We start from the raw sequence: 19,271 nt of genomic DNA on the forward strand, positions 1-19,271 counted from the left end.
CGTCGGTGGTGCGGGCTGTCCCGCCCGAACGGGCCGGTCCGGGCCCGGCCGTCCGGCGGGGCGGCGCGTGCCCCGGCGGGGCACCGGACCGGTCAGGTGACCGTCCCGTGCCCGGTCCCGGCGCCGACCGCGTCCTCGGCCGCGCACCGCCGCGCGGCGGTGAGCAGGGACCGGCACACGGCGCCGAGCCGGCCGCGGGCGGCGGCGCCGCTCAGCAGCCGCCGGCCGTCGGGCAGCCGCTCGAAGTCGCCGGGCACCGTCACCAGTTGCTCGGGGACGGCGATGCCCTTCATCGCCCGCACCACCGTCCGCAGCCCGTCGCAGACCTGGACCGCGGTCAGGTTCTCGCCGTGCGCCAGCAGGGCCACCGGCTTGCCGCGCAGCCGCGGCGTGTCCACGTGGTCCAGGGCGTTCTTCAACGCTCCGGAACAGGCGCCGTGGTAGGTCGGCGACGCCAGCAGCAGGGCGTCCGCGCGGGCCACCAGTGGCACGAACTCCCGGGCCAGCGGGTCGGCGTACAGCTCCGGCCGCCCGTGGCAGGAGGGGTCCACGACGGGCAGCGGCCGCACGGCCAGGTCCCACACCAGCGGCTCGGCGCCCATCGGCGCCAGCAGCCCGGCGGCGGCGTCGACCGCCGCCGCGGTGTGGGAGCCGCGGCCGGGACTCCCGACCACCAGCAGCACCACGGGCCGGCCGGTCATGTCGCCCCCCTCGCCGGGCCGGTGCCGCATTCCCCCGTCTGGTTGCGCATCGACGCCTCCACCTCCTGGACCTGCCTGGAAATCACGCGCACCCGAACACGATCGCCGGAGCGGGCCGCCGGCTGAAGCGCGCTGTCCGCTGGACGACGCCGGCTGTCCCAAACCGGCGCCCGGGAGCGGCTGCCGCGGTCCCGGGCCCGGCGGTCAGCTTTGCCGTCCGGCCGTGCCGAACCAGCCCTGCCGGGCCGCCAGTACCCCCGCCTCGAACCTGCTGCGGGCGTTCAGCTCCCGCATCAGCTTGGTGACGGTCCGGCTCACCGTGCGCTTGGAGACGTCCAGCCGGTGCGCTATCTGTTCGTCGGTGAGCCCCCGGGCCAGCATCCGCAGCACGTCCTGCGCCTGGTCGTCGTCGGTCGACCAGCTGTCGGTCCCGGGCTGCGAGGCGGCTTCCCACAGCCCCAGGAAGAGGTAGTGGAGCATGCTGACGGTCTCCGGGCAGCGCGACACGGTGACCGTCCGGTCGGCGCCCGGCGCACCGGCCTGCCCACGCACCACCGAGGTGGAGTAGTCCACCAGTGCCAGGGTGACCGGCACCCTGGCGGCGGTGCGCACCTGGACCCCGGCCCGCGCCTGCCACCGGAGGTACTCCGAGGTGGCGGGGTGGGCCAGCATCCGCTCGTCCCAGATGGCGGAGATCCGCACCCAGCGGCGCAGCAGACTCCGCAACGCCCCCGCCTCGTCGGCCAGTTCCTCCGGCGCCGCCGGGACATGGGACCGCACCATGACGACGTCCCTGCGGGCGGTGGACAGTGCGTGACGGAACTCCGATGCGGCTGTCGTCCTCCGCGGCGGCTCCCATTCCCCGCGGGGGGAGAGCGCCTGGACTGCCGTGGCGATAACGGTCATGGGTCCTTTCCTTTTCCACTGTCCCGGGGCGTGTGCAGGCAGGGGAGGCCGTATACACAGCGTTCTGCGGTACGGTCCGGAAAGTCCGGTCCGTTCATTCCTCGTCGGAGATATGGATCTCGACGACCGACGGGTCGTCCTCGGGCCGGTCGAGTTCCGCGGGGCGGGCCGCGGACAGCGTGTGGTTGAGCCGCGCCAGGTCGAGATGGCCGGACCAGTTGGTGATGACGAGCGTCGCCACCGTGTTGCCGAGCAGGTTGGTGATGGCGCGGCCCTCGGACATGATCCGGTCGATGCCGATGAGGAGCGCGATCCCGGCCATCGGCACGGACTGCGTCACCGCGATCGTCGCGACCAGGGTGAGCAGTCCCGATCCGGTCACCCCGACCGCGCTCTTGGACACGATCAGCGCCAGGGCCAGGAACAGCAGCTGGTCGCCGGCGCCCAGGCCCTGTCCGGTGGCCGCCGCGACGTACATCGCCGCCATGGTCAGGTACAGGCAGGTACCGATGAGATGGAGCGAGTAGCCGCCCGCCAGCACCGGGGCGCTGGCCGCGCGGGGCGCCCCGGCCAGTTCCAGCTTCCGCAGCACCCGGGGGAAGACCGGGCCGGAGGAGGAGGTGCCGATCACCACCAGCAGTTCGTGGCGGAGGAACCGCACCAGACGCAGCAGCGAGAAGCCGTTGTACCGGGCCAGCAGCCCCAGCCCCCCGAACACCACCACCGCGCAGGTCAGATAGAAGGCGACGATCAGATAGAGCAGCCCGCGCAGCGGCACCAGCCCGAACCGGCTGATGGTGTACGCGGCCCCGCCGAAGGCGGCCAGCGGGGCGCAGCTGACCACGATCCGCACCATGCAGAACAGGATGTGGCTGCCGCGGTCCAGCAGGTCCGCCACCGGCTCGCCGCGCCGTCCCGACATCACCAGCGCCACCCCGAACAGCACCGCGACCACCAGGGTGTGCAGGGGTTGCTCCCCGGTGAACGCCGAGCCCAGGTCGTCGGGGACGACCGCGTCCAGGTTCAGCGAGCCCGCTCCGAAGCTCTCGGCCTGCCGCTGGAGCGGCTCCACCTCGTCCGAGCCGGACCGCAGATCGCCGGCGCCCACCGGCAGCCGGCCCAGCAGGTTGCCCACCAGCAGGCCGATGACGAGTGCCAGGGTGGTGGCCGCCTCGAAGTAGCACAGCGCCTTGACCGACAGGGTGCCGAGCCGGCGCGCGCTGCCCACCGACGCGATCCCCCCGGCCACGGTGGTGAAGACGATCGGGCCGATGAGCATCGTGGTCAGGGAGACGAACGCGTCGGAGAGGAAGCGCATCCGGGCGGCCGGCTCCGGGGCCACCAGCCCGACGACGACGCCGCCCGCCAGCCCGCACACCATCCAGAAGGTCAGCTGCCGGTGGAACGGACGGACCGCCGCGCGTTCCACCATGAGTTCACGCACCCCCGAAGCTCCCCCGTCGGACACCGCGTCGCGGTGCTGGACGGCTCGTCTGCGCCGCCCGGACGCGGCCGATGCTAGACAGCGACTGCAAACTTTCGAGCTTACAGATCTACAGAGGGCTGTTAAGCGTCTGTAAGATCGCCGTCCACGACGGTGTTGCGAACGCTGTTCACTCTTTGGGGGCGGGACGTTCGCGAACGCCACCGGACTCGCTGATCGCCGGGGGATGACAGCGGTATGAAAGCTCTGCTCGTGGAGGATGACGACGAGGTAGCCGGTGCGCTCATCGAGGGGCTGCGGCAGTACGGCTGGACGGTGGACCACGTCTCCACCGGTGCGGCCGCCCTGCAGCGCGGCTCCTGGGGCGACATCGTGCTCCTCGGCTGCCGGGTGCCGATCATCGCGGTCACGGCCCGGTCCGACGAGATGGACAAGGTGCTCGGGCTGCGGCTGGGTGCCGACGACTACATCGTCAAGCCGTACCGGCTGCAGGAACTCCTCGCCCGGATGGCCGCGGTGCTGCGGCGCACCCGGCCGGAGCCGGCCGCCGAACCGACGCCGGTGCTGGTCAGCGGCAGGCTCACGATCGACCGGGAACAGCGCACGGCGCTCCTCGACGGCCGGCCGGTGCCCCTGACCCGCAAGGAGTTCGAGCTGTTACTCCTGCTCGCCGGCTCGCCCAACCGCGTCTTCCCGCGCGAGCAGCTGCTCGACGCGGTGTGGGACCAGCAGTGGGTGGGCAACTCCCGCACCCTCGACACCCATGTCGCCGCGCTGCGCCGGAAGCTCGGCAGCACACGGTGGATCAGGACGACCCGCGGGGTCGGCTTCAGCTTCGAGCCGCAGTCCCCCGGCTGAGGAGCCGGGGGCCGGACCCGTCCATGCGTCAGATCCATGCCGTCCTCCAGTGCCTCCTCACCGGCTGCGTCCTCACGGTGCTGCTCGTCTGCACCGGCTGCCTGTACGCCCAGCAGGCCCGGCACGACGCCGTCGCCGAGCTGGACGCCGTCGCCGGCTCGCTGGCCCGCGGTCTCACCGGGCCCATGAGCGGCGGCGACCGCGCGACCGCCGAACGCCGGATCGCGGAGGCCGTCGGCGAAGGGCCGCTGAAGGTGTACGCCCGGTGGCCCGACGGCTCGGTGACCGGCGTGTCCGCCGGGCCGGACGGAGCCGTCCGGACCACCCGCGGGCACGCCCGGCGGGAGGGCCTGCCCCGCGCCCACCACGGGTCGGCACTGCTGCCCGCGCTCGGCGAGCAGTTGTGCGCCGAGGAGGTGGTGCCGGCCCGCGGCCCGCGCGCCGGGGCGCTGCTGGTGCAGCGGCCCGCCACCGGGCTGCGCGGCCGGATCCTCACCGCCTGGACCGTGCTGGGGCTGCTGCTGCCGGTCGCGACCGCGGTGTGCGTGCTGCCGGTGCTGCTGGCGCGCCGCCGGACGCTGCGCGCCCTGGACCGGATCGGGGACACCCTGCACGCCATGGCCGAGGGCGCCTTCCACGCGCGTGCCGACGCCGCCGGCGCGGGCGGCGAGCTGGGACGGCTGGTGGCCCAGGTGAACTGGCTGGCGGCGGTGGTGCAGTCGGCGATGGAGGAGCAGCGCTCCTTCCTCGCCGACGTCGCCCACCAGCTGCGCAACCCGATGGTGGCGCTCCGGCTGCGGATCGAGAACATCCGGCCCCTGCTGCCGCGTTCGGCCGGCGAGCGGCACGCCCGGCTGCTGGCCGACGTGGACCGGATGGACCGGACCCTGACCGAGATGCTCGACCACGCGCGCGGCGGACCGGTGGACCGCGCGGCGCACATCACGGACGTGTGCGGGGTGGTGGAGGAGTGCGTGCGCGGCTGGGCCTCGGTGGCCCAGCAGCGGGCGATCCGGCTGAAGCTCGCCCGGCCGCGCCACGCCTGGGCCCTCACCCGTCCCGGCGCCGTGGAGCAGGCGCTGCACGTGCTGCTGGACAACGCGCTGAAGTACTCCCCGGAGGGTGGTGTGATCGAGGTGGGCATCACGGTGGACGGGCCGCAGGTGCGGGTCCGGGTGTGCGACGAGGGGCCGGGGCTGCCGGACTTCGAGCGCGAGGCGGCCCTGGAGCGCGGCTGGCGGCGGGGCCCGTACCCCGGCAGCGGTCTCGGGCTGTCCATCGCCGCCAAGCTGCTGGACTCGGCCGGCGGGCGGCTGGAGCTGCGGCCGGGCGAGGGGCGGGGGCTGAGCGCGGTGCTGCGGCTGCCCGGGGCGCTGCCGGGTGAGGCGGCCCGCGGCCGGGACCGGGGGCGGCCGGCGGTGTCACCTTCCTGACCGCGGCGGTGTCCTGTTCCGGTCTCCGCATGGCGCGAAGCGGCCAATGCGGGTTCGCCGCGGCGCCCAGTGGCTTTCATGCCATGACGGTTGTCGCGTGCCGCGGCACCGCCCTGGGGGCGCCGCGGCACGCCGTCCTTCGAAGGAGGGTTCCGCCATGGTTCTCGTCACAGCCGACTCCCGGCGGCTGACCGACCCCCGCGCCCTGACCGCCGAGGCGCACCGGCTCCTCGGGGCCGGCGGCGACGTCTTCTGCTACTGGAACTACACCTCGCCGGAGGATCCGCTGCTCGCCGTGGTGCGCCGGGCCGGCCCCCGGCCGCGGGAGGGTGCCGGCGGCGTCCGGCTGGTGCTGCCGCACGGCGCCCGGGCCGTGCCGGAGGTGACCGAGCACGTCGAATGGCACCAGCGGCACGGCGCGCAGGTGCGCTACAGCTCCCGGCTGCCTCCCGGCGCGATGGTGCTCACCGACGACGGGGCGATCCTCAGCACGGGGCTCCAGCCGGGCTCCCCCTACGTGGTGGTCGAGGACCCCTCGGTGCGGCCCGCGCTGGGCGCGCTGGGCCGGCTGCTGTGGCAGTGCTCCGAGCTGCCGCCGGAGCAGCGGGACGGCGTGCCCAGTGCGGCCGAGCGGCAGATGCTGCGCATGCTCATGCAGGGGCTGACCGACAGCGCCGTCGCCCGCCAGCTGGGCATGTCCGACCGCACGGTGCGCCGGGTGGTGGCCCAGCTGATGGACCGGCTGGGGGCGCAGAGCCGGTTCGAGGCCGGGGTGCGGGCCGTCGAGCGGGGCTGGATCTGAGCCGGGCGGCGGCGGGTCCGGGCCCGGGCCGCGCGGTGGCGCCGGGCCGGACGAGATGCTGCGGGCCGGACCCGGCGGAGAAGCGGAACCAACCCCTTACGATAGGCCGCGCCTATGGATTTGATTGACTTCATATCTTGGAGCTTTGGAATCCTTCGCGGTTACCGTCGTGCCCATGGCATTGGCAACGCGGACGGACCGACGGCCGTCCATGGCGCGTACCTTCTGGGACTCGACCGTCGGCAAGAAGATCGTGATGGCCGTGACCGGCGGCATCATGATCCTCTACCTGGTCGTCCACATGGTGGCCAACGTCAAGATCTTCTTCGGCCCTGACGAGATGAACGAGTACGGGCACTGGCTGCGGGTCATGGGTGCCCCGGTACTGCACCACATGTGGGGCCTGTGGATCGCCCGCGTGGTCCTGCTCACCGCCGTGATCCTGCACGCGGTGTCCGCGTACCAGCTGAGCCGGCGGGACCTCCGGGCCCGGCCGCAGAAGTACGCCCACCGGCGGGCCCGCACCAGCTACGCCACCCGCACCATGCGCTGGGGCGGGGTGATCCTCGGCCTGTTCATCGTCTGGCACGTCCTCGACCTCACCGCCGGCACCGTGCACTCCGGCGGCTTCGAGGACGGCCGCCCGTACCAGAACGTGGTGGACACCTTCTCCACCTGGTACGGGAACGTCATCTACATCGTCGCCATGCTGGCGGTGGGCATGCACGTCCGGCACGGCTTCTGGAGCGCCGCGCAGACCCTGGGGGCGGGCAGCCGCACCCGTGACCGAGCCCTGAAAACCGTCGCCAACCTGCTGGCCCTGGCGTTGACGGTGGGCTTCATCTCCGTCCCCGTGGGCGTCATGACCGGAGTGGTGAGCTGACCGATGACCGCGTACACCGACTACACCGCCGGCGATCCGATCGCCGACACCAAGGCCCCGTCCGGACCGGTGAACGAGCGCTGGGACACCCACCGCTTCAACGCCAAACTGGTCAACCCGGCCAACCGCCGCAAGCACACCGTGATCGTGGTCGGCACCGGCCTGGCCGGTGGCGCGGCCGGTGCCGCACTGGCCGAACAGGGCTACCGGGTCGTCCAGTTCTGCTACCAGGACTCGCCGCGCCGCGCCCACTCCATCGCGGCCCAGGGCGGCATCAACGCCGCCAAGAACTACCGCAACGACGGGGACTCGATCCACCGACTGTTCTACGACACCGTCAAGGGCGGCGACTTCCGCGCCCGCGAGTCCAACGTCTACCGGCTGGCGCAGGTGTCGGTGGAGATCATCGACCAGTGCGTGGCCCAGGGCGTGCCGTTCGCCCGCGAGTACGGCGGACTGCTCGACACCCGCTCCTTCGGCGGCGTCCAGGTCTCCCGCACCTTCTACGCCCGCGGCCAGACCGGACAGCAGCTGCTGCTCGGCGCCTACCAGGCGCTGTCCCGGCAGATCGCCGCCGGCAACGTGGAGATGCACCCGCGGACCGAGATGCTCGACCTGATCGTCATCGACGGGCGGGCCCGCGGCATCGTCGCCCGCGACCTGATCACCGGGGAGATCTCCAGCTACTTCGCGGACGCGGTGGTGCTCGCCACCGGCGGCTACGGCAACGTCTTCTACCTGTCGACGAACGCCATGAACTCCAACGCCACCGCCGTCTGGCGGGCCCACCGCCGCGGCGCGTACTTCGCCAACCCCTGCTTCACCCAGATCCACCCCACCTGCATCCCGCGCTCCGGCGACCACCAGTCGAAGCTGACGCTGATGAGCGAGTCGCTGCGCAACGACGGCCGCATCTGGGTGCCCAAGGCCAAGGGCGACACCCGCCCGCCCGCGGAGATCCCCGAGGACGAGCGCGACTACTACCTGGAGCGGATCTACCCCTCCTTCGGCAACCTGGTGCCGCGCGACATCGCCTCCCGGGCCGCGAAGAACGTCTGCGACGAAGGGCGCGGCGTCGGCCCCGGCGGGCAGGGCGTCTACCTGGACTTCGCCGACGCCATCCGGCGCATGGGCCGGGAGAAGGTGGCGGAGAAGTACGGCAACCTCTTCGACATGTACGAGCGCATCACCGCGGAGAACCCCTACGAGGTCCCGATGCGCATCTACCCGGCCATCCACTACACGATGGGCGGCCTGTGGGTCGACTACGACCTGCAGACCACCATCCCCGGCCTGTTCGCCATCGGGGAGGCCAACTTCTCCGACCACGGCGCCAACCGGCTGGGCGCCTCCGCGCTGATGCAGGGGCTGGCCGACGGCTACTTCGTGCTGCCTCCGACCCTCAACGACTACCTGGCCCGCAACCCCCACCAGCCGCCCGCCGACGACACCCACCCGGCGGCGGTGCGGGCGCGGCGGGAGACCGAGGAACGGCTGGCGAAGCTGCTGGCCGTGGACGGCGACCGGACCCCCGACTCCTTCCACCGGGAGCTGGGCGAGCTGCTGTGGGACCACTGCGGCATGGCCCGCAGCGAAGCCGGCCTGCGCAAGGCGCTGGACCGCATTCCGCAGATCCGCGAGGAGTTCTGGCGGCGGATCAAGGTGCCGGGCATCGGCCAGGAGTTCAACCAGTCGCTGGAGAAGGCCAACCGGGTCATCGACTACCTGGAGCTCGCCGAGCTGATGTGCCTGGACGCGCTGCACCGGGCCGAGTCCTGCGGCGGGCACTTCCGGGAGGAGTCACAGACCCCCGAGGGCGAGGCGGCCCGCCGGGACGACACGTTCTCCTACGCCGCCGCCTGGGAGTTCACCGCCACCGGTACCGCCCCCGTGCTCCACCAGGAGCAGCTGATCTTCGAGTACGTCCACCCCACCCAGCGGAGCTACGCATGAAGCTCACCCTGCGCGTCTGGCGCCAGAAGAACGCCGACACCCCGGGCGCCATGGCCCTCTACCAGCTCGACGGCGTCTCGGAGGACATGTCGTTCCTGGAGATGCTCGACGTCCTCAACGAGGAACTCATCGTCAAGGGCGAGGAGCCGGTCGCCTTCGACCACGACTGCCGCGAGGGCATCTGCGGCGCGTGCAGCCTGGTCATCAACGGCGAGGCGCACGGGCCGGAACGCACCACCACCTGCCAGCTGCACATGCGGTCGTTCCGGGACGGCGACACCATCGACGTGGAGCCGTGGCGCGCCGCCGCCTTCCCCATCATCAAAGACCTGGTGGTGGACCGCTCCGCGTTCGACCGGATCATCCAGGCCGGCGGGTACATCACCGCGCCGACCGGCGCCGCGCCCGAGGCGCACGCCACCGCGGTGCCGAAGCCGGCCGCGGACTACGCCTTCGAGCACGCCGAGTGCATCGGCTGCGGCGCGTGCGTGGCGGCCTGCCCCAACGGCGCCGCGATGCTGTTCACCTCGGCGAAGGTCAACCACCTCAACGTGCTCCCGCAGGGCGCGCCGGAGCGGGAGACCCGGGTGCTGGACATGGTCGGCCAGATGGACGCGGAGGGCTTCGGCGGCTGCACGCTGGCCGGTGAGTGCGCCATGGCCTGCCCCAAGGGGATCCCGCTGACCTCCATCACGGCGATGAACAAGGAGTGGCTGCGGGCCGGCCTCAAGGTCAAGCGCTGAACAGGGCGAGCGCCGGGCGGGCCGAATGGGCCGGGCACCGGGCGCCCGGGGCCGGGGGCCCGCCCCGGGCGGCGTGACCCGGTCCCCGGCGACACGGCACCCGTCACACGCGGGATGCCACCCCCCGCACGAGGCCGCCCCTCGCAAGACGGCACCCCGCGAACGACGCTCCGTGGGCGGGGTGCTTCGGGCGGCGGAGACCACCCCCTGAACCGCCGTCTCCGCCGCCCTCCGGCCGCCGGTCCCGCCGGCGGCCGGAGCCGGGGCCCGCGCCTCCACGGCGGCGGCGCGGGCCCCGGCCGAGCGGCGTGTTCGCGCTGCTCCTGGGCGACTCCCGTTCACTGGAGGCCAACTGGCCGCCCGGGCGGCCGGCGGAGAGCCAGTGGCGTGCCCCGCGGCCGGCGGAACGGAGGGGACGGCGCCATGCGGGGTGCCGCCGCTCGGGGATGCCGCCGCGCGGGGGCGGGCGGCGGCGAGCCGGCGGCGCCCGCCGATCGGGTGAACGGCCGCCCGGCGGAACGCTGTTCACCAGAACGACACACGCGATCGGTGTTACCGCCTGGTAAGCCGTCATGCGTGGCGCGCAGGCTGCGCTGGACCCGCTGTCCCCTACGGAAGGAGTCCTTCGTGGCCACGCTCCGCAGAGCCCGATCGGTGACCCTGGCACTCGGCACGGCCCTGGTGGCCGTCGCCGCGACCGGTCCCGCGCAGGCGGGGACCGCCGCCCCCGAACCGCTGCCGGCCGTCACCCCGCGCGCCGAGACCCAGCCGCTGTACGACGACGACGCCGGCGGCAACGCCGACGCGGACGATCCCGCCATCTGGCGCAACGCGGCCGACCCGGGCCGCAGTCTGGTGATCGCCACGGCCAAGGAGGGCGGGCTGCGGGTCTACGACCTCGGCGCACGCCAGGTGCAGGCGGTCCCCGCCCCGCCCGCCACCGGCCCGGACGACGCGCCCGGCCGGTTCAACAACGTCGACCTGGTGCACGGCCTGAAGCTGCCGTCGGGCCGGACCGACCTCGCGGTCACCACCGACCGCGGCAACGACCGGCTCCGGATCTACCGCATCGACCGCGACCGGCCCGGCGGCCCGCTCACCGATGTCACCGATCCGGCCGCCCCACTGGTGTTCTCCGCCGACCAGCAGGAGGTCGACGAGCAGCGCACCGCCTACGGGCTGGCCACCTGGACGGACCGGGCCACCGGCCGCTCCTACGCGCTGGTCAGCCGGCGGGAACGGACCGGTGTCGCGCTGCTGGAGCTGACCGCCACCCCCGCCGGCACGGTCGGCTACCGCACGATCCGCACCCTGGACCTGCCGTCGGTGTTCCGCCTGCCGAACGGCTCCGACTGGTCGCCGTGCGCCGAGCCCGGGGAACTGCCGCAGGTGGAGGGCATGGTCGTCGACCCCGCCGACGGCACGCTCTACGCCGGGCAGGAGGACGTCGGCATCTGGCGGATGCGTGCCGACCTCACCGGTACGCCCGTGCTGGTCGACCGGGTCCGTGAGTACGGGGTTCCCGCGACCTACGACGAGCCGACCGACGAGTGCGTCGCGGGTGCCGACCCCGGCTTCGGCGGCACCCGCCTGGCCGCCGACGTCGAGGGGCTGACCCTGCTGACCGAGTCCGACGGGGACGGCCGTCTGCTCGCGTCCAGTCAGGGCGACGACACCTTCGCCGCGTACGACCGCGAACGGTCCGACGACAACGAGTACGAGGGCGGCTTCCGGGTCACCGCCGCCTCGCCGGTGCTCGACGGCTCGGAGGAGTGCGACGGAGCCGCGGTACTCAACGCACCGCTCGGCAGCAGGTATCCGCACGGCCTGCTCGTCGTCCAGGACGGCCGGGAAACCCCGGCCGACGGCGACCGCGGCGCCACCGGCTTCAAGTTCGTCGCGCTCGAGGACGTCCTGGACGCACTCGACGACTGACCTCCGGGGACCGCCGGCGGGCCGCCTCCCCGAGACCGGGGTGGGACCGGTCTGCCCGATGGGCCGGAAACGGCCGGATATCTCCGGTCGGTGCCGGCGTCGGCGGCCGCACCGACCGGAGTCGCCGGGGTACGACCGGCACCACCTGCTGCCCCTGGGTGTGCCGCCGTGCCGGCCCGCCGGGTCCGCCCGCCCGGTCCGCCGCCGGGCGGGCGCCGTTCGGCGCGGTCCGGCAGCGGGAGCGGCCCCCGGCGGCGCCTCAGGCGGCCGGGGCGCCTTGCTCGGTGGTGTCCGCCTCGATGCCCGAGATCAGTTTGGTGGACAGGTCCGAGCGCACGGTCAGATACGTGTGGGTCTGCTCCCCGGGCGGGCCCCAGGTCAGCCGTACCCGGGTCCAGGCCCGCCCCATGCCGGAGTCCTCGTAGGTGACCTGCCAGGCGGACGGGACCCGCGCGGACCGCAGCACCCCGTCGGCCTGGTGGCTCCGCTCCCAGGAGGTGAGCGACTCCCGCAGGCCGTCGGTCAGGTAGTGGTCCCGCAGCGCGTCGGCGAGGCCGTCGCGCCCGGTGTCCTGGAGGACGTCGATGTACGTTCCGTAGAAGTCCGCGACCCGGTCGACCGCCGAGTCCGGGCTGCCGGCGCGCGGGGGCACCGGCCCGCGGTCGGCGGCGGGTCGCGCCTCTCGGTGTTCGGAGCCCGCGGGGGCGGCCGCGACGGGGGCGGTGGCGGCGAGGGCGAGGGCCAGCAGCGGCAGGACGCCGTACCGGGCGAGTCGGCTGCGCGACAAGGTTCGTCTCCTTCGTGGCGGTGCGCGGCGGTGTCCGGCGCGGCTGTGCGCGCGACACCCTTACGCCGGAGGCGAGTTACCGCTCGGCGCGCTGCTACGCCTGGCGGGGGCGCGATCGCGCCATGCGCCGCCGAGCCCGGGCGCCCGCGGGCCGGGGCCCGTCCCGGCGGCCGCTCAGAGGTCGAGGACCACCCATGCGGGGTCGTGGTCGGAGCCGTCACCGCCGTGCCGGGTGCGCCGGTCGATGTGCGAACCCAGGTGCCGGGCGTGCGGGGTGGACGTGGCCAGCCGGGCGAGCGCCGGTGCGTCCGGTGCGTCGTTCATGTTGCCCAGCACCAGGAAGCGTCCGTCGGGCCGGGTGCGTGCGGCGACGATCCGGGCGATGGTCTCCACCTGCCGGCGCCGGGTCAGGTCGTTGGCGGCCTTCCCCTTCTCGGGGTCCACGCCCGGCTCCACGAAGTGGCTCTTACGGTGGCGGTCGTTGCCTTCGACGAGCGTCAGGTGGGGGTAGGCCCGGTCGAGGTGGCGGGCGACGAAGAAGCGGAGCGTGTCGATGTCCTCGCCCTCCCGTGGGACGCGGTCGGCGGCCGGGGCTGACGTCACGTCGGCCGGGCGGGGAGCGACGGCGGTACCGGCCCACTCGTGGCAAGCCGCCCCGCCCGGCGGTGCCCGTGCGCGCGGCCCCCGCGCCGTGATCGTCGGTGGCTGCTGCGAGACTGCCCGGCATGAGTGACGAAGTGCGGTTGAGAGACGTCGAAGAGGCCGACCTGGAGCTCTTCTTCCAGCAGGAACACGACCCGGAGGCGGCCCGGCGGTCCGGGTTCACCCCGCGGGACCGGGAGACCTTCATGACGCACTGGACCACCAGGGTCCTCGGCGATCCCACCGTGCACGTGCGGACCGTCACGGTGGACGGCGGCGTCGCGGGCAACGTGGTGGCCTGGTGGCACGAGGAGCGGCGGTTCATCGGCTACTGGCTGGACCGCGCGTACTGGGGCCGGGGCGTGGGCACCCGGGCGCTGACGCTCTTCCTCCGGCTGGAGGAGACCCGCCCGCTGTACGCCGACCCGTTCGCCGGGAACACCGGCTCGGTGCGGCTGCTGGAGAAGCTCGGCTTCCGGCGGACGGAGACGGTGCGGCACGGCGAGGACGAGCACATCATGCTGGTACTGGGCGACTGACCCGGGCGGCGGGCGGGCGCCGGGCGGAGCGGGCCGCGGCGCCGGTACCGGGGGTGGGCGGCCCCGGTACCGGCGCCGCGCGGGAGGCGGGCCGCACGGCCGCCCGGCCGGTATCCATAGGCCGGTCCTATGCACAGCTACGAGGTTCTGCGGCGGGCTGCGCACTCCACACAATGGCGTGCGGGCGACCCCGGGACGAGCCGGCGGTCGACCGGCTCACGCCGCCCCGCTCCCCCCGCTCTCTGCGCACCGGCGCACCGCCGGGTCATGTGAGCCCGTCACATGGAGAACCTCGTGAAGATATCCGGTCATCCGGTCAGCGCGCTGGAACCGTTCGGCGTGCGGGTGGACGCCGCCCGCCCCGGCGCGGACCTCGGTGAACTCCCGGTCCCCGACCTGCGCGAGCTGGTCCGCGACCACCATCTGCTCCTGCTCCGCGGCTTCGCAGGCATTACCGGCCCCGAGGACCTCACCGGCTACAGCGAGGGCTGGGGGGCGATCGGCATGTGGCCCTTCGGGGCGGTGCTGGAACTGGTCGAGCACGCCGACCCGGGCGACCACATCTTCGACCACGGCTACGTCCCGCTGCACTGGGACGGCATGTACCGCCCCCAGGTACCCGAGTTCCAGGTCTTCCACTGCGTGTCCGAACCCGGAGCCGGGCACGGCGGCCGGACGGTGTTCACACAGACCGGGGCCGTACTGCGGCACGCGGACCGGGCGACGCGTGAGCTGTGGGAACGGGCCACCGGCGAGTACCGGCGGAAGATGGAGTTCTACGACAGCGAGGCCGTCTCCCCGGTGGTGACCGCCCACCCCGACCGGGGCTTCCCGGTGATCCGCTACAACGAGCCGGTCCCCGCGGACGCGGACTTCGTCAACCACCCCGACCTGCGGTTCACCGGCCTTCCGGAGGACCGCACCGAGGAGTTCCACCACACGCTCACCAGCGCCCTGTACGACCCGCGGCACCTGTACGCGCACAGCTGGCGGACCGGCGACCTGGTGGTGGCCGACAACTACACCCTGCTGCACGGCCGGGAGGCGTTCACCAGCGGATGCCGGCGCCACCTGCGCCGGGTGCACGTACTCGGCTCACCGCCCCTGGACAACCCCGCCCTGGTCCGCTCCACCACCGCGTCCCCGAGCGCCGAAGGGGCCGCCTCGTGACCGCGTCCACCCTGATGACGGGGGCGGAGTACCTGGAGAGCCTCCGGGACGGACGAGCGGTCTACGTGGACGGCGAACGCGTCGCCGACGTCACCACCCACCCCGCCTTCCGCAACGCCGCCCGGTCGGTGAGCGCCCTCTACGACGCGCTGCACGCCCCCGCGACCCGGGAGACGCTGACCGCGAAGGACGACTTCGGCACCGTCACCCACCGGTTCTTCAAGCCCAGCAGGTCCGCGACGGAGCTGCTCGCCGCGCGGGAGGCCATCGGCTGCTGGTCCAGGATGGGATACGGCTTCCTCGGGCGCACCCCGGACTACAAGGCGTCCTTCATGTCCGGACTCGCGGCGAACGCCGACTTCTACGGCGAGTTCGCCCCCAACGCGGTGCGGTGGTACCGGGAGTTCACCGGCCGCGGACTCTTCCTCAACCACGTCATCATCAATCCGCCGACCGACCGCAAACAGGCCGTCCACGACATGCGCGACGTCTTCGTGCACGTGGAGCGGGAGACCGACGAGGGCATCGTGGTCTCCGGAGCGAAGATGCTCGCCACCGGTTCGGCGATCACCCACGCCGGATTCGTCGCCCCGGTCGCCTCCGCCGCGCTGGCCCCCGGCAAGGGCGAGGACTTCGCGGTGGTGTTCTTCGTCCGGATGGACAACCCCGGCGTGAAGCTCATCTGCCGCACCCCGTACGCCAGCCGCACCCCGGAGCCGTTCGACGCCCCGCTGTCCAGCCGGTTCGACGAGAACGACGCGGTCCTCGTGCTGGACCGGGCGCTGATCCCGTGGGAGGACGTCCTGGTCCACCGGGACATCACCAGGGCCACCGGCTTCTACGCCAGATCCGGCTTCCCCAACCTCTACACCTTCCAGTCCGGCATCCGGCTCGCGGTCAAGCTGGAGCTCATGGCGGGGCTGCTCTCCCTGGGCGTGCGCGCCAACGGCACCGACACCTTCCGCGGCGTGCAGGCCGCCGTCGGAGAACTGGTCGCCATGCGCCACATGGTGTGGGGCCTGACCACCGCCATGGCACTCGACCCCGAACCGGGCACCGACGGCATCATGCTCCCCAAACTGGAGTACGCGGCGGCCATGCGCACCTACAACGCCCAGGTGTGGAACCGGGTGCACGAACTCTTCGGCGCCACGCTCGGCGGCTCACCGATCGTCGTCCCCTCCTCCGGCCGCGACCTGGACCACCCCGAACTGCGCCCGCTCATCGAACGCTTCTACCGGGGCTCCGACACCAGCGCCCATGACCGGATCAAGCTGTTCAAACTGATCTGGGACGCCACCGGCACCGAGTTCGGCGGTCGGCACGAGCTCTACGAGCGCAACTACTCCGGAAACGCCGAACAGATCCGCCTCGACACCCTGAAGTGGGCGACCGGACGCGGGACCGTCGCCGACTACGAGGGGTTCGCCCGCGCGTGCATGGCGGACTACGACCCCGACGGCTGGGTCCGCGGTCCCTGGCGCGGCCCCTCGGCCGCCGGCTGAGGCCGCCCGCGGCGGCGGCGCCCGACCCCAGTGGACCCGACGTGTCCCCGCCCGGCCGGACGGCCCGCGCGGCACCGAAACATGTGGAGACTCGTATGTGCGGCATCACCGGATGGGCCGACTTCACCCGCGGACCCGGCACACCGACCGAGGTGATCCGGGCCATGACCGACACCCTGGAACGCAGGGGCCCCGACGCCGGCGGGGTGTGGACCGGCCCGCACGCCGCCCTCGGCCACCGGCGCCTGTCCGTCATCGACCTCGAAGGCGGCGCCCAGCCGATGCGCACCCCGGAGCGCGGCCCGGACGAGCTGCCCCGGGCGGTCATCAGCTACGGCGGCGAGGTCTACAACTTCCGCGAACTGCGCGCCGAACTCGCCCTGCTCGGCCACACCTTCACCACATCCAGCGACACCGAGGTGGTGCTGCGGGCCTACCTGGAATGGGGCGCCGACCTCGTCCACCGCCTCAACGGCATGTACGCGCTGGCGGTCTGGGACACCGAGCGGGAGGAACTGCTGCTGGTCAGGGACCGGCTCGGGGTGAAGCCGCTGTACTACGCGGCCACCGGGAACGGGGTGGTCTTCGGCTCCGAACCCAAGGCCCTCCTCGCCCACCCCGGGATCCGGGCCGAGGCCGGACCGGAGGAACTGTGCGACGCCCTGCTGTTCCTGCGCACCCCGGGCCGGGTGCCCTTCCGCGGGATGCGGGAACTGCCCCCCGGCCACCGGCTGCGGGTGCGGCACGGCCGGATGGCCGAGGAGCGCTACTGGTCACTGGAGGCCCGCCCGCACACCGACGACCTCGACACGACCATCGCCACCGTCCGGGACCTGCTCGACGACATCGTGCCCCGCCAGATGGTCTCCGACGTGCCGCTGTGCGCGCTGCTCTCCGGCGGGCTGGACTCCAGTACCGTCACCGCCCTCGCCCAGCGCTCCCGGCTCGCCGCGGGCGGCCCGCCGCTGGCCACCTTCTCGGTCGACTTCACCGGCCACACCGAGAACTTCCGGGGCGACCCCATCCGCCCCACACCGGACGGCCCGTACGCCCGCCAGGTCGCCCGGCACGTCGGCAGCGACCACCACCCGGTGGTCCTGGACCGTGCCCGGCTCACCGACCCCGCGGTGCGCCGCACCGTGCTGCGCGCCTGGGACCTGCCCTTCAACTTCGCCGACCTGGACATCTCGCTGTACCTGCTGTTCGCGGCCGTCCGGGAACACGCCACGGTGGCGCTCTCCGGGGAGGGCGCGGACGAGATCTTCGGCGGCTACCTGTGGTTCTCCGACCCCGGCGCGCGCCGGGCCGAGACCTTCCCCTGGCTGAAGCTGGGCGCGCACCGCGGGCTGGATCCGCGCGCGCTGTTCCGGCCCTGGTTCACCGACCACCTGGACCTCGCCGAGTACGAGGCCGACCTGTACCGCACCGCGCTGGCCGAAGTGCCGCGGCTGGCCGGGGAGGACCCGGCGGACCGGCGGACCCGCGAGCTGAGCCACCTCACCCTGACCCGGTGGCTGCCCATCCTGCTGGACAAGAAGGACCGGATGAGCATGGCCACCGGTCTGGAGGGCCGGGTGCCCTTCTGCGACCACCGCCTCGTGGAGTACCTCTTCAACGTCCCCTGGGCGATGAAGACCTTCACCGGCGAGGAGAAGGCGCTGCTCCGCGCCGCCGCGGCCGACCTGCTGCCGGAGCCGGTACTGCGCCGCCGCAAGGCGGCCTACCCCTCGATCCAGGACCCGGCCTACGACCGGGCGCTGGTGGCGGACCTCACCGCGGCGGCCGGCGGCGACTCACCGCTGGGCGCCGCGCTCGACGGCGACGCGGTCCGGCGGCTCGCCGCGGACACCGGCACCGGCACCCTTTCCGAATTCCAGCGCATCCTCGTGGAGTCCACCGTCCGCCTGGAGAACTGGCTCAGCGCCTACCGCGTCGAGCCGGTGGGCCTCCCGGCCGCGGCGGACCCGCACCACGCGACGACGGGAGAGAACCGATGAAGGCGATCGAGGTCCGGGAGACCGGAGGGCCCGAGGTGCTGCGCCACGTCGACCGGCCCGACCCGGTGCCCGGCGCCGGGCAGGTGCTGGTCGAACTGGCCGCCGCCGGGGTGAACTTCATCGACCTGTACCGCCGGGAGGGCCGGTACCCGCTGCCGCTGCCCGCCGTCCCCGGCGAGGAGGGGTCCGGACACGTGCTCGCCACCGGGCCGGGGGTCACCAGGTTCGCCCCGGGGGACCGGATCGCCTGGACCACGGTGCTCGGCAGCTACGCGACCAAGGTGGTCGTCCCGGAGGAGAAGGCGATCGCGGTGCCGGACGCCATCGACCTGCGGACCGCCGCCGCCGCGCTGGTGCAGGGCATGACCGCGCACTACCTGGCCCACGACTCCTACCCGGCGCGCGCCGGGGAGACCGTCCTGGTGCACGCCGCGGCGGGCGGGGTGGGCCTGCTCCTGACCCAGCTGCTCAAACGGCGCGGCGTGCGGGTGATCGGCACCGTGTCCACCGAGGCGAAGGCCGAACTGGCCCGTCACAACGGCGTGGACGAGGTGGTCCGCTACACCGAGGTGCCGGACCTCGCGGCCGAGGTGCGCGCCCTCACCGGCGGCGAGGGGGTGCACGCGGTGTACGACGGGGTGGGGGCCGCCACCTTCGACGCCGGCCTGGACAGCCTCCGCACCCGCGGCACCATGGTCATCTACGGCGGCGCCAGCGGCCCGGTCCCGCCGGTCGACGTGATGCGCCTGCTGTGGGGGGGATCGCTCACCCTCACCCGCCCCTACCTGGAGCACTTTCGGGCCACCACCGAGGAGTTCGAGGCACGGGCCGGGGCGGTGTTCGGCGGCATCACCGACCGGACCCTGACCGTCACCATCGGCGGCAGCCACCCGCTGGCCGACGCCCGGCGGGCGCACGCCGACCTGGCGGCCCGCCGCACCACCGGCAAGCTCCTCCTCGTCCCCTGACCCCC

General features: G+C 73.5%; 17 protein-coding genes. 12 read left to right on the forward strand and 5 right to left on the reverse strand.

The window, feature by feature from the left end:
• Positions 1-92 precede the first annotated feature (92 nt).
• The 3 genes from ACH4B3_RS16045 to ACH4B3_RS16055 all read right to left on the reverse strand — a co-directional run bounded on the left by ACH4B3_RS16045 (position 93) and on the right by ACH4B3_RS16055 (position 3,051).
• Positions 93-701: an NADPH-dependent FMN reductase gene (locus tag ACH4B3_RS16045; RefSeq protein ID WP_398463446.1), complete on the reverse strand. Its 609-nt coding sequence runs from the start codon at positions 699-701 to the stop codon at positions 93-95.
• 204 nt (positions 702-905) lie between these two features.
• A complete protein-coding gene (locus tag ACH4B3_RS16050) occupies positions 906-1,607 on the reverse strand; it encodes a LuxR C-terminal-related transcriptional regulator (protein WP_398463447.1) in 702 nt (233 codons plus the stop codon).
• A gap of 94 nt (positions 1,608-1,701) precedes the next feature.
• Positions 1,702-3,051 carry a cation:dicarboxylate symporter family transporter gene (locus ACH4B3_RS16055; protein ID WP_398463448.1) on the reverse strand — a complete coding sequence of 450 codons (1,350 nt, stop codon included), beginning with the start codon at positions 3,049-3,051 and terminating at the stop codon, positions 1,702-1,704.
• Positions 3,052-3,288: 237 nt separating this feature from the next.
• On the opposite strand from ACH4B3_RS16055, the gene ACH4B3_RS16060 reads away from it, so the two are divergent.
• The 7 genes from ACH4B3_RS16060 (at position 3,289) to ACH4B3_RS16090 (ending at position 11,658) form a co-directional block, all read left to right on the forward strand.
• Entirely contained in the window at positions 3,289-3,909 is a 621-nt protein-coding gene (locus ACH4B3_RS16060; protein ID WP_398463449.1) for a response regulator transcription factor, read from the forward strand.
• A gap of 23 nt (positions 3,910-3,932) precedes the next feature.
• The gene (locus ACH4B3_RS16065; RefSeq protein WP_398463450.1) at positions 3,933-5,342 is read left to right on the forward strand and encodes a sensor histidine kinase; all 1,410 of its coding nucleotides are present in this window, start codon (positions 3,933-3,935) and stop codon (positions 5,340-5,342) included.
• A gap of 157 nt (positions 5,343-5,499) precedes the next feature.
• Complete coding sequence (locus ACH4B3_RS16070; RefSeq protein ID WP_398463451.1) at positions 5,500-6,144, forward strand: response regulator transcription factor; 645 nt, start codon at positions 5,500-5,502, stop codon at positions 6,142-6,144.
• A gap of 175 nt (positions 6,145-6,319) precedes the next feature.
• Positions 6,320-7,027, forward strand: coding sequence for a succinate dehydrogenase (locus ACH4B3_RS16075; protein WP_398463452.1), 708 nt, complete (start codon positions 6,320-6,322; stop codon positions 7,025-7,027).
• A gap of 3 nt (positions 7,028-7,030) precedes the next feature.
• The gene (locus ACH4B3_RS16080) at positions 7,031-8,980 is read left to right on the forward strand and encodes a fumarate reductase/succinate dehydrogenase flavoprotein subunit (RefSeq protein ID WP_398463453.1); all 1,950 of its coding nucleotides are present in this window, start codon (positions 7,031-7,033) and stop codon (positions 8,978-8,980) included.
• On the forward strand, positions 8,977-9,723 hold the full coding sequence (locus ACH4B3_RS16085; RefSeq protein ID WP_398463454.1) for a succinate dehydrogenase/fumarate reductase iron-sulfur subunit: 747 nt from the start codon (positions 8,977-8,979) through the stop codon (positions 9,721-9,723). The genes ACH4B3_RS16080 and ACH4B3_RS16085 overlap by 4 nt, the downstream gene beginning before the upstream one ends.
• A gap of 627 nt (positions 9,724-10,350) precedes the next feature.
• Positions 10,351-11,658, forward strand: a complete 1,308-nt coding sequence (locus ACH4B3_RS16090) for a phytase (protein WP_398463455.1) — start codon at positions 10,351-10,353, stop codon at positions 11,656-11,658.
• Between the two features lie 259 nt (positions 11,659-11,917).
• Here the strand turns inward: ACH4B3_RS16090 and ACH4B3_RS16095 are convergent, their stop codons facing one another.
• Both ACH4B3_RS16095 and ACH4B3_RS16100 read right to left on the reverse strand, forming a co-directional pair.
• Entirely contained in the window at positions 11,918-12,445 is a 528-nt protein-coding gene (locus ACH4B3_RS16095) for a hypothetical protein (RefSeq protein ID WP_398463456.1), read from the reverse strand.
• A 174-nt stretch (positions 12,446-12,619) separates the two neighbouring features.
• Positions 12,620-13,048 (reverse strand): hypothetical protein, encoded by a 429-nt coding sequence (locus ACH4B3_RS16100; RefSeq protein WP_398463457.1) that lies wholly within the window; start codon positions 13,046-13,048, stop codon positions 12,620-12,622.
• Positions 13,049-13,170: 122 nt separating this feature from the next.
• On the opposite strand from ACH4B3_RS16100, the gene ACH4B3_RS16105 reads away from it, so the two are divergent.
• The 5 genes from ACH4B3_RS16105 (at position 13,171) to ACH4B3_RS16125 (ending at position 19,266) form a co-directional block, all read left to right on the forward strand.
• On the forward strand, positions 13,171-13,626 hold the full coding sequence (locus ACH4B3_RS16105; protein ID WP_398463458.1) for a GNAT family N-acetyltransferase: 456 nt from the start codon (positions 13,171-13,173) through the stop codon (positions 13,624-13,626).
• Positions 13,627-13,920: 294 nt separating this feature from the next.
• Entirely contained in the window at positions 13,921-14,796 is an 876-nt protein-coding gene (locus tag ACH4B3_RS16110; RefSeq protein WP_398463459.1) for a TauD/TfdA dioxygenase family protein, read from the forward strand.
• Positions 14,793-16,301, forward strand: a complete 1,509-nt coding sequence (locus ACH4B3_RS16115; RefSeq protein ID WP_398463460.1) for a 4-hydroxyphenylacetate 3-hydroxylase family protein — start codon at positions 14,793-14,795, stop codon at positions 16,299-16,301. Before ACH4B3_RS16110 ends, ACH4B3_RS16115 begins: the two co-directional genes overlap by 4 nt.
• A 95-nt stretch (positions 16,302-16,396) precedes the next feature.
• On the forward strand, positions 16,397-18,298 hold the full coding sequence (gene asnB / locus ACH4B3_RS16120; RefSeq protein WP_398463461.1) for an asparagine synthase (glutamine-hydrolyzing): 1,902 nt from the start codon (positions 16,397-16,399) through the stop codon (positions 18,296-18,298).
• The gene (locus ACH4B3_RS16125; protein ID WP_398463462.1) at positions 18,295-19,266 is read left to right on the forward strand and encodes a quinone oxidoreductase family protein; all 972 of its coding nucleotides are present in this window, start codon (positions 18,295-18,297) and stop codon (positions 19,264-19,266) included. Before asnB ends, ACH4B3_RS16125 begins: the two co-directional genes overlap by 4 nt.
• Positions 19,267-19,271: the final 5 nt, after the last annotated feature.

This window comes from Streptomyces sp. NPDC018031 (genome assembly GCF_044327625.1).
Classification (GTDB): domain Bacteria; phylum Actinomycetota; class Actinomycetes; order Streptomycetales; family Streptomycetaceae; genus Streptomyces.

Excerpts from the sequence above, each read along its gene's own strand:
- ACH4B3_RS16045 (WP_398463446.1), bottom strand. The coding sequence starts at position 701 with ATGACCGGCCGGCCCGTGGTGCTGCTGGTGGTCGGGAGTCCCGGCCGC.
- ACH4B3_RS16050 (WP_398463447.1), bottom strand. The coding sequence starts at position 1,607 with ATGACCGTTATCGCCACGGCAGTCCAGGCGCTCTCCCCCCGCGGGGAA.
- ACH4B3_RS16060 (WP_398463449.1), top strand. The coding sequence starts at position 3,289 with ATGAAAGCTCTGCTCGTGGAGGATGACGACGAGGTAGCCGGTGCGCTC.
- ACH4B3_RS16065 (WP_398463450.1), top strand. The coding sequence starts at position 3,933 with ATGCGTCAGATCCATGCCGTCCTCCAGTGCCTCCTCACCGGCTGCGTC.
- ACH4B3_RS16070 (WP_398463451.1), top strand. The coding sequence starts at position 5,500 with ATGGTTCTCGTCACAGCCGACTCCCGGCGGCTGACCGACCCCCGCGCC.
- ACH4B3_RS16075 (WP_398463452.1), top strand. The coding sequence starts at position 6,320 with ATGGCATTGGCAACGCGGACGGACCGACGGCCGTCCATGGCGCGTACC.
- ACH4B3_RS16080 (WP_398463453.1), top strand. The coding sequence starts at position 7,031 with ATGACCGCGTACACCGACTACACCGCCGGCGATCCGATCGCCGACACC.
- ACH4B3_RS16085 (WP_398463454.1), top strand. The coding sequence starts at position 8,977 with ATGAAGCTCACCCTGCGCGTCTGGCGCCAGAAGAACGCCGACACCCCG.
- ACH4B3_RS16105 (WP_398463458.1), top strand. The coding sequence starts at position 13,171 with ATGAGTGACGAAGTGCGGTTGAGAGACGTCGAAGAGGCCGACCTGGAG.
- asnB (WP_398463461.1), top strand. The coding sequence starts at position 16,397 with ATGTGCGGCATCACCGGATGGGCCGACTTCACCCGCGGACCCGGCACA.
- ACH4B3_RS16125 (WP_398463462.1), top strand. The coding sequence starts at position 18,295 with ATGAAGGCGATCGAGGTCCGGGAGACCGGAGGGCCCGAGGTGCTGCGC.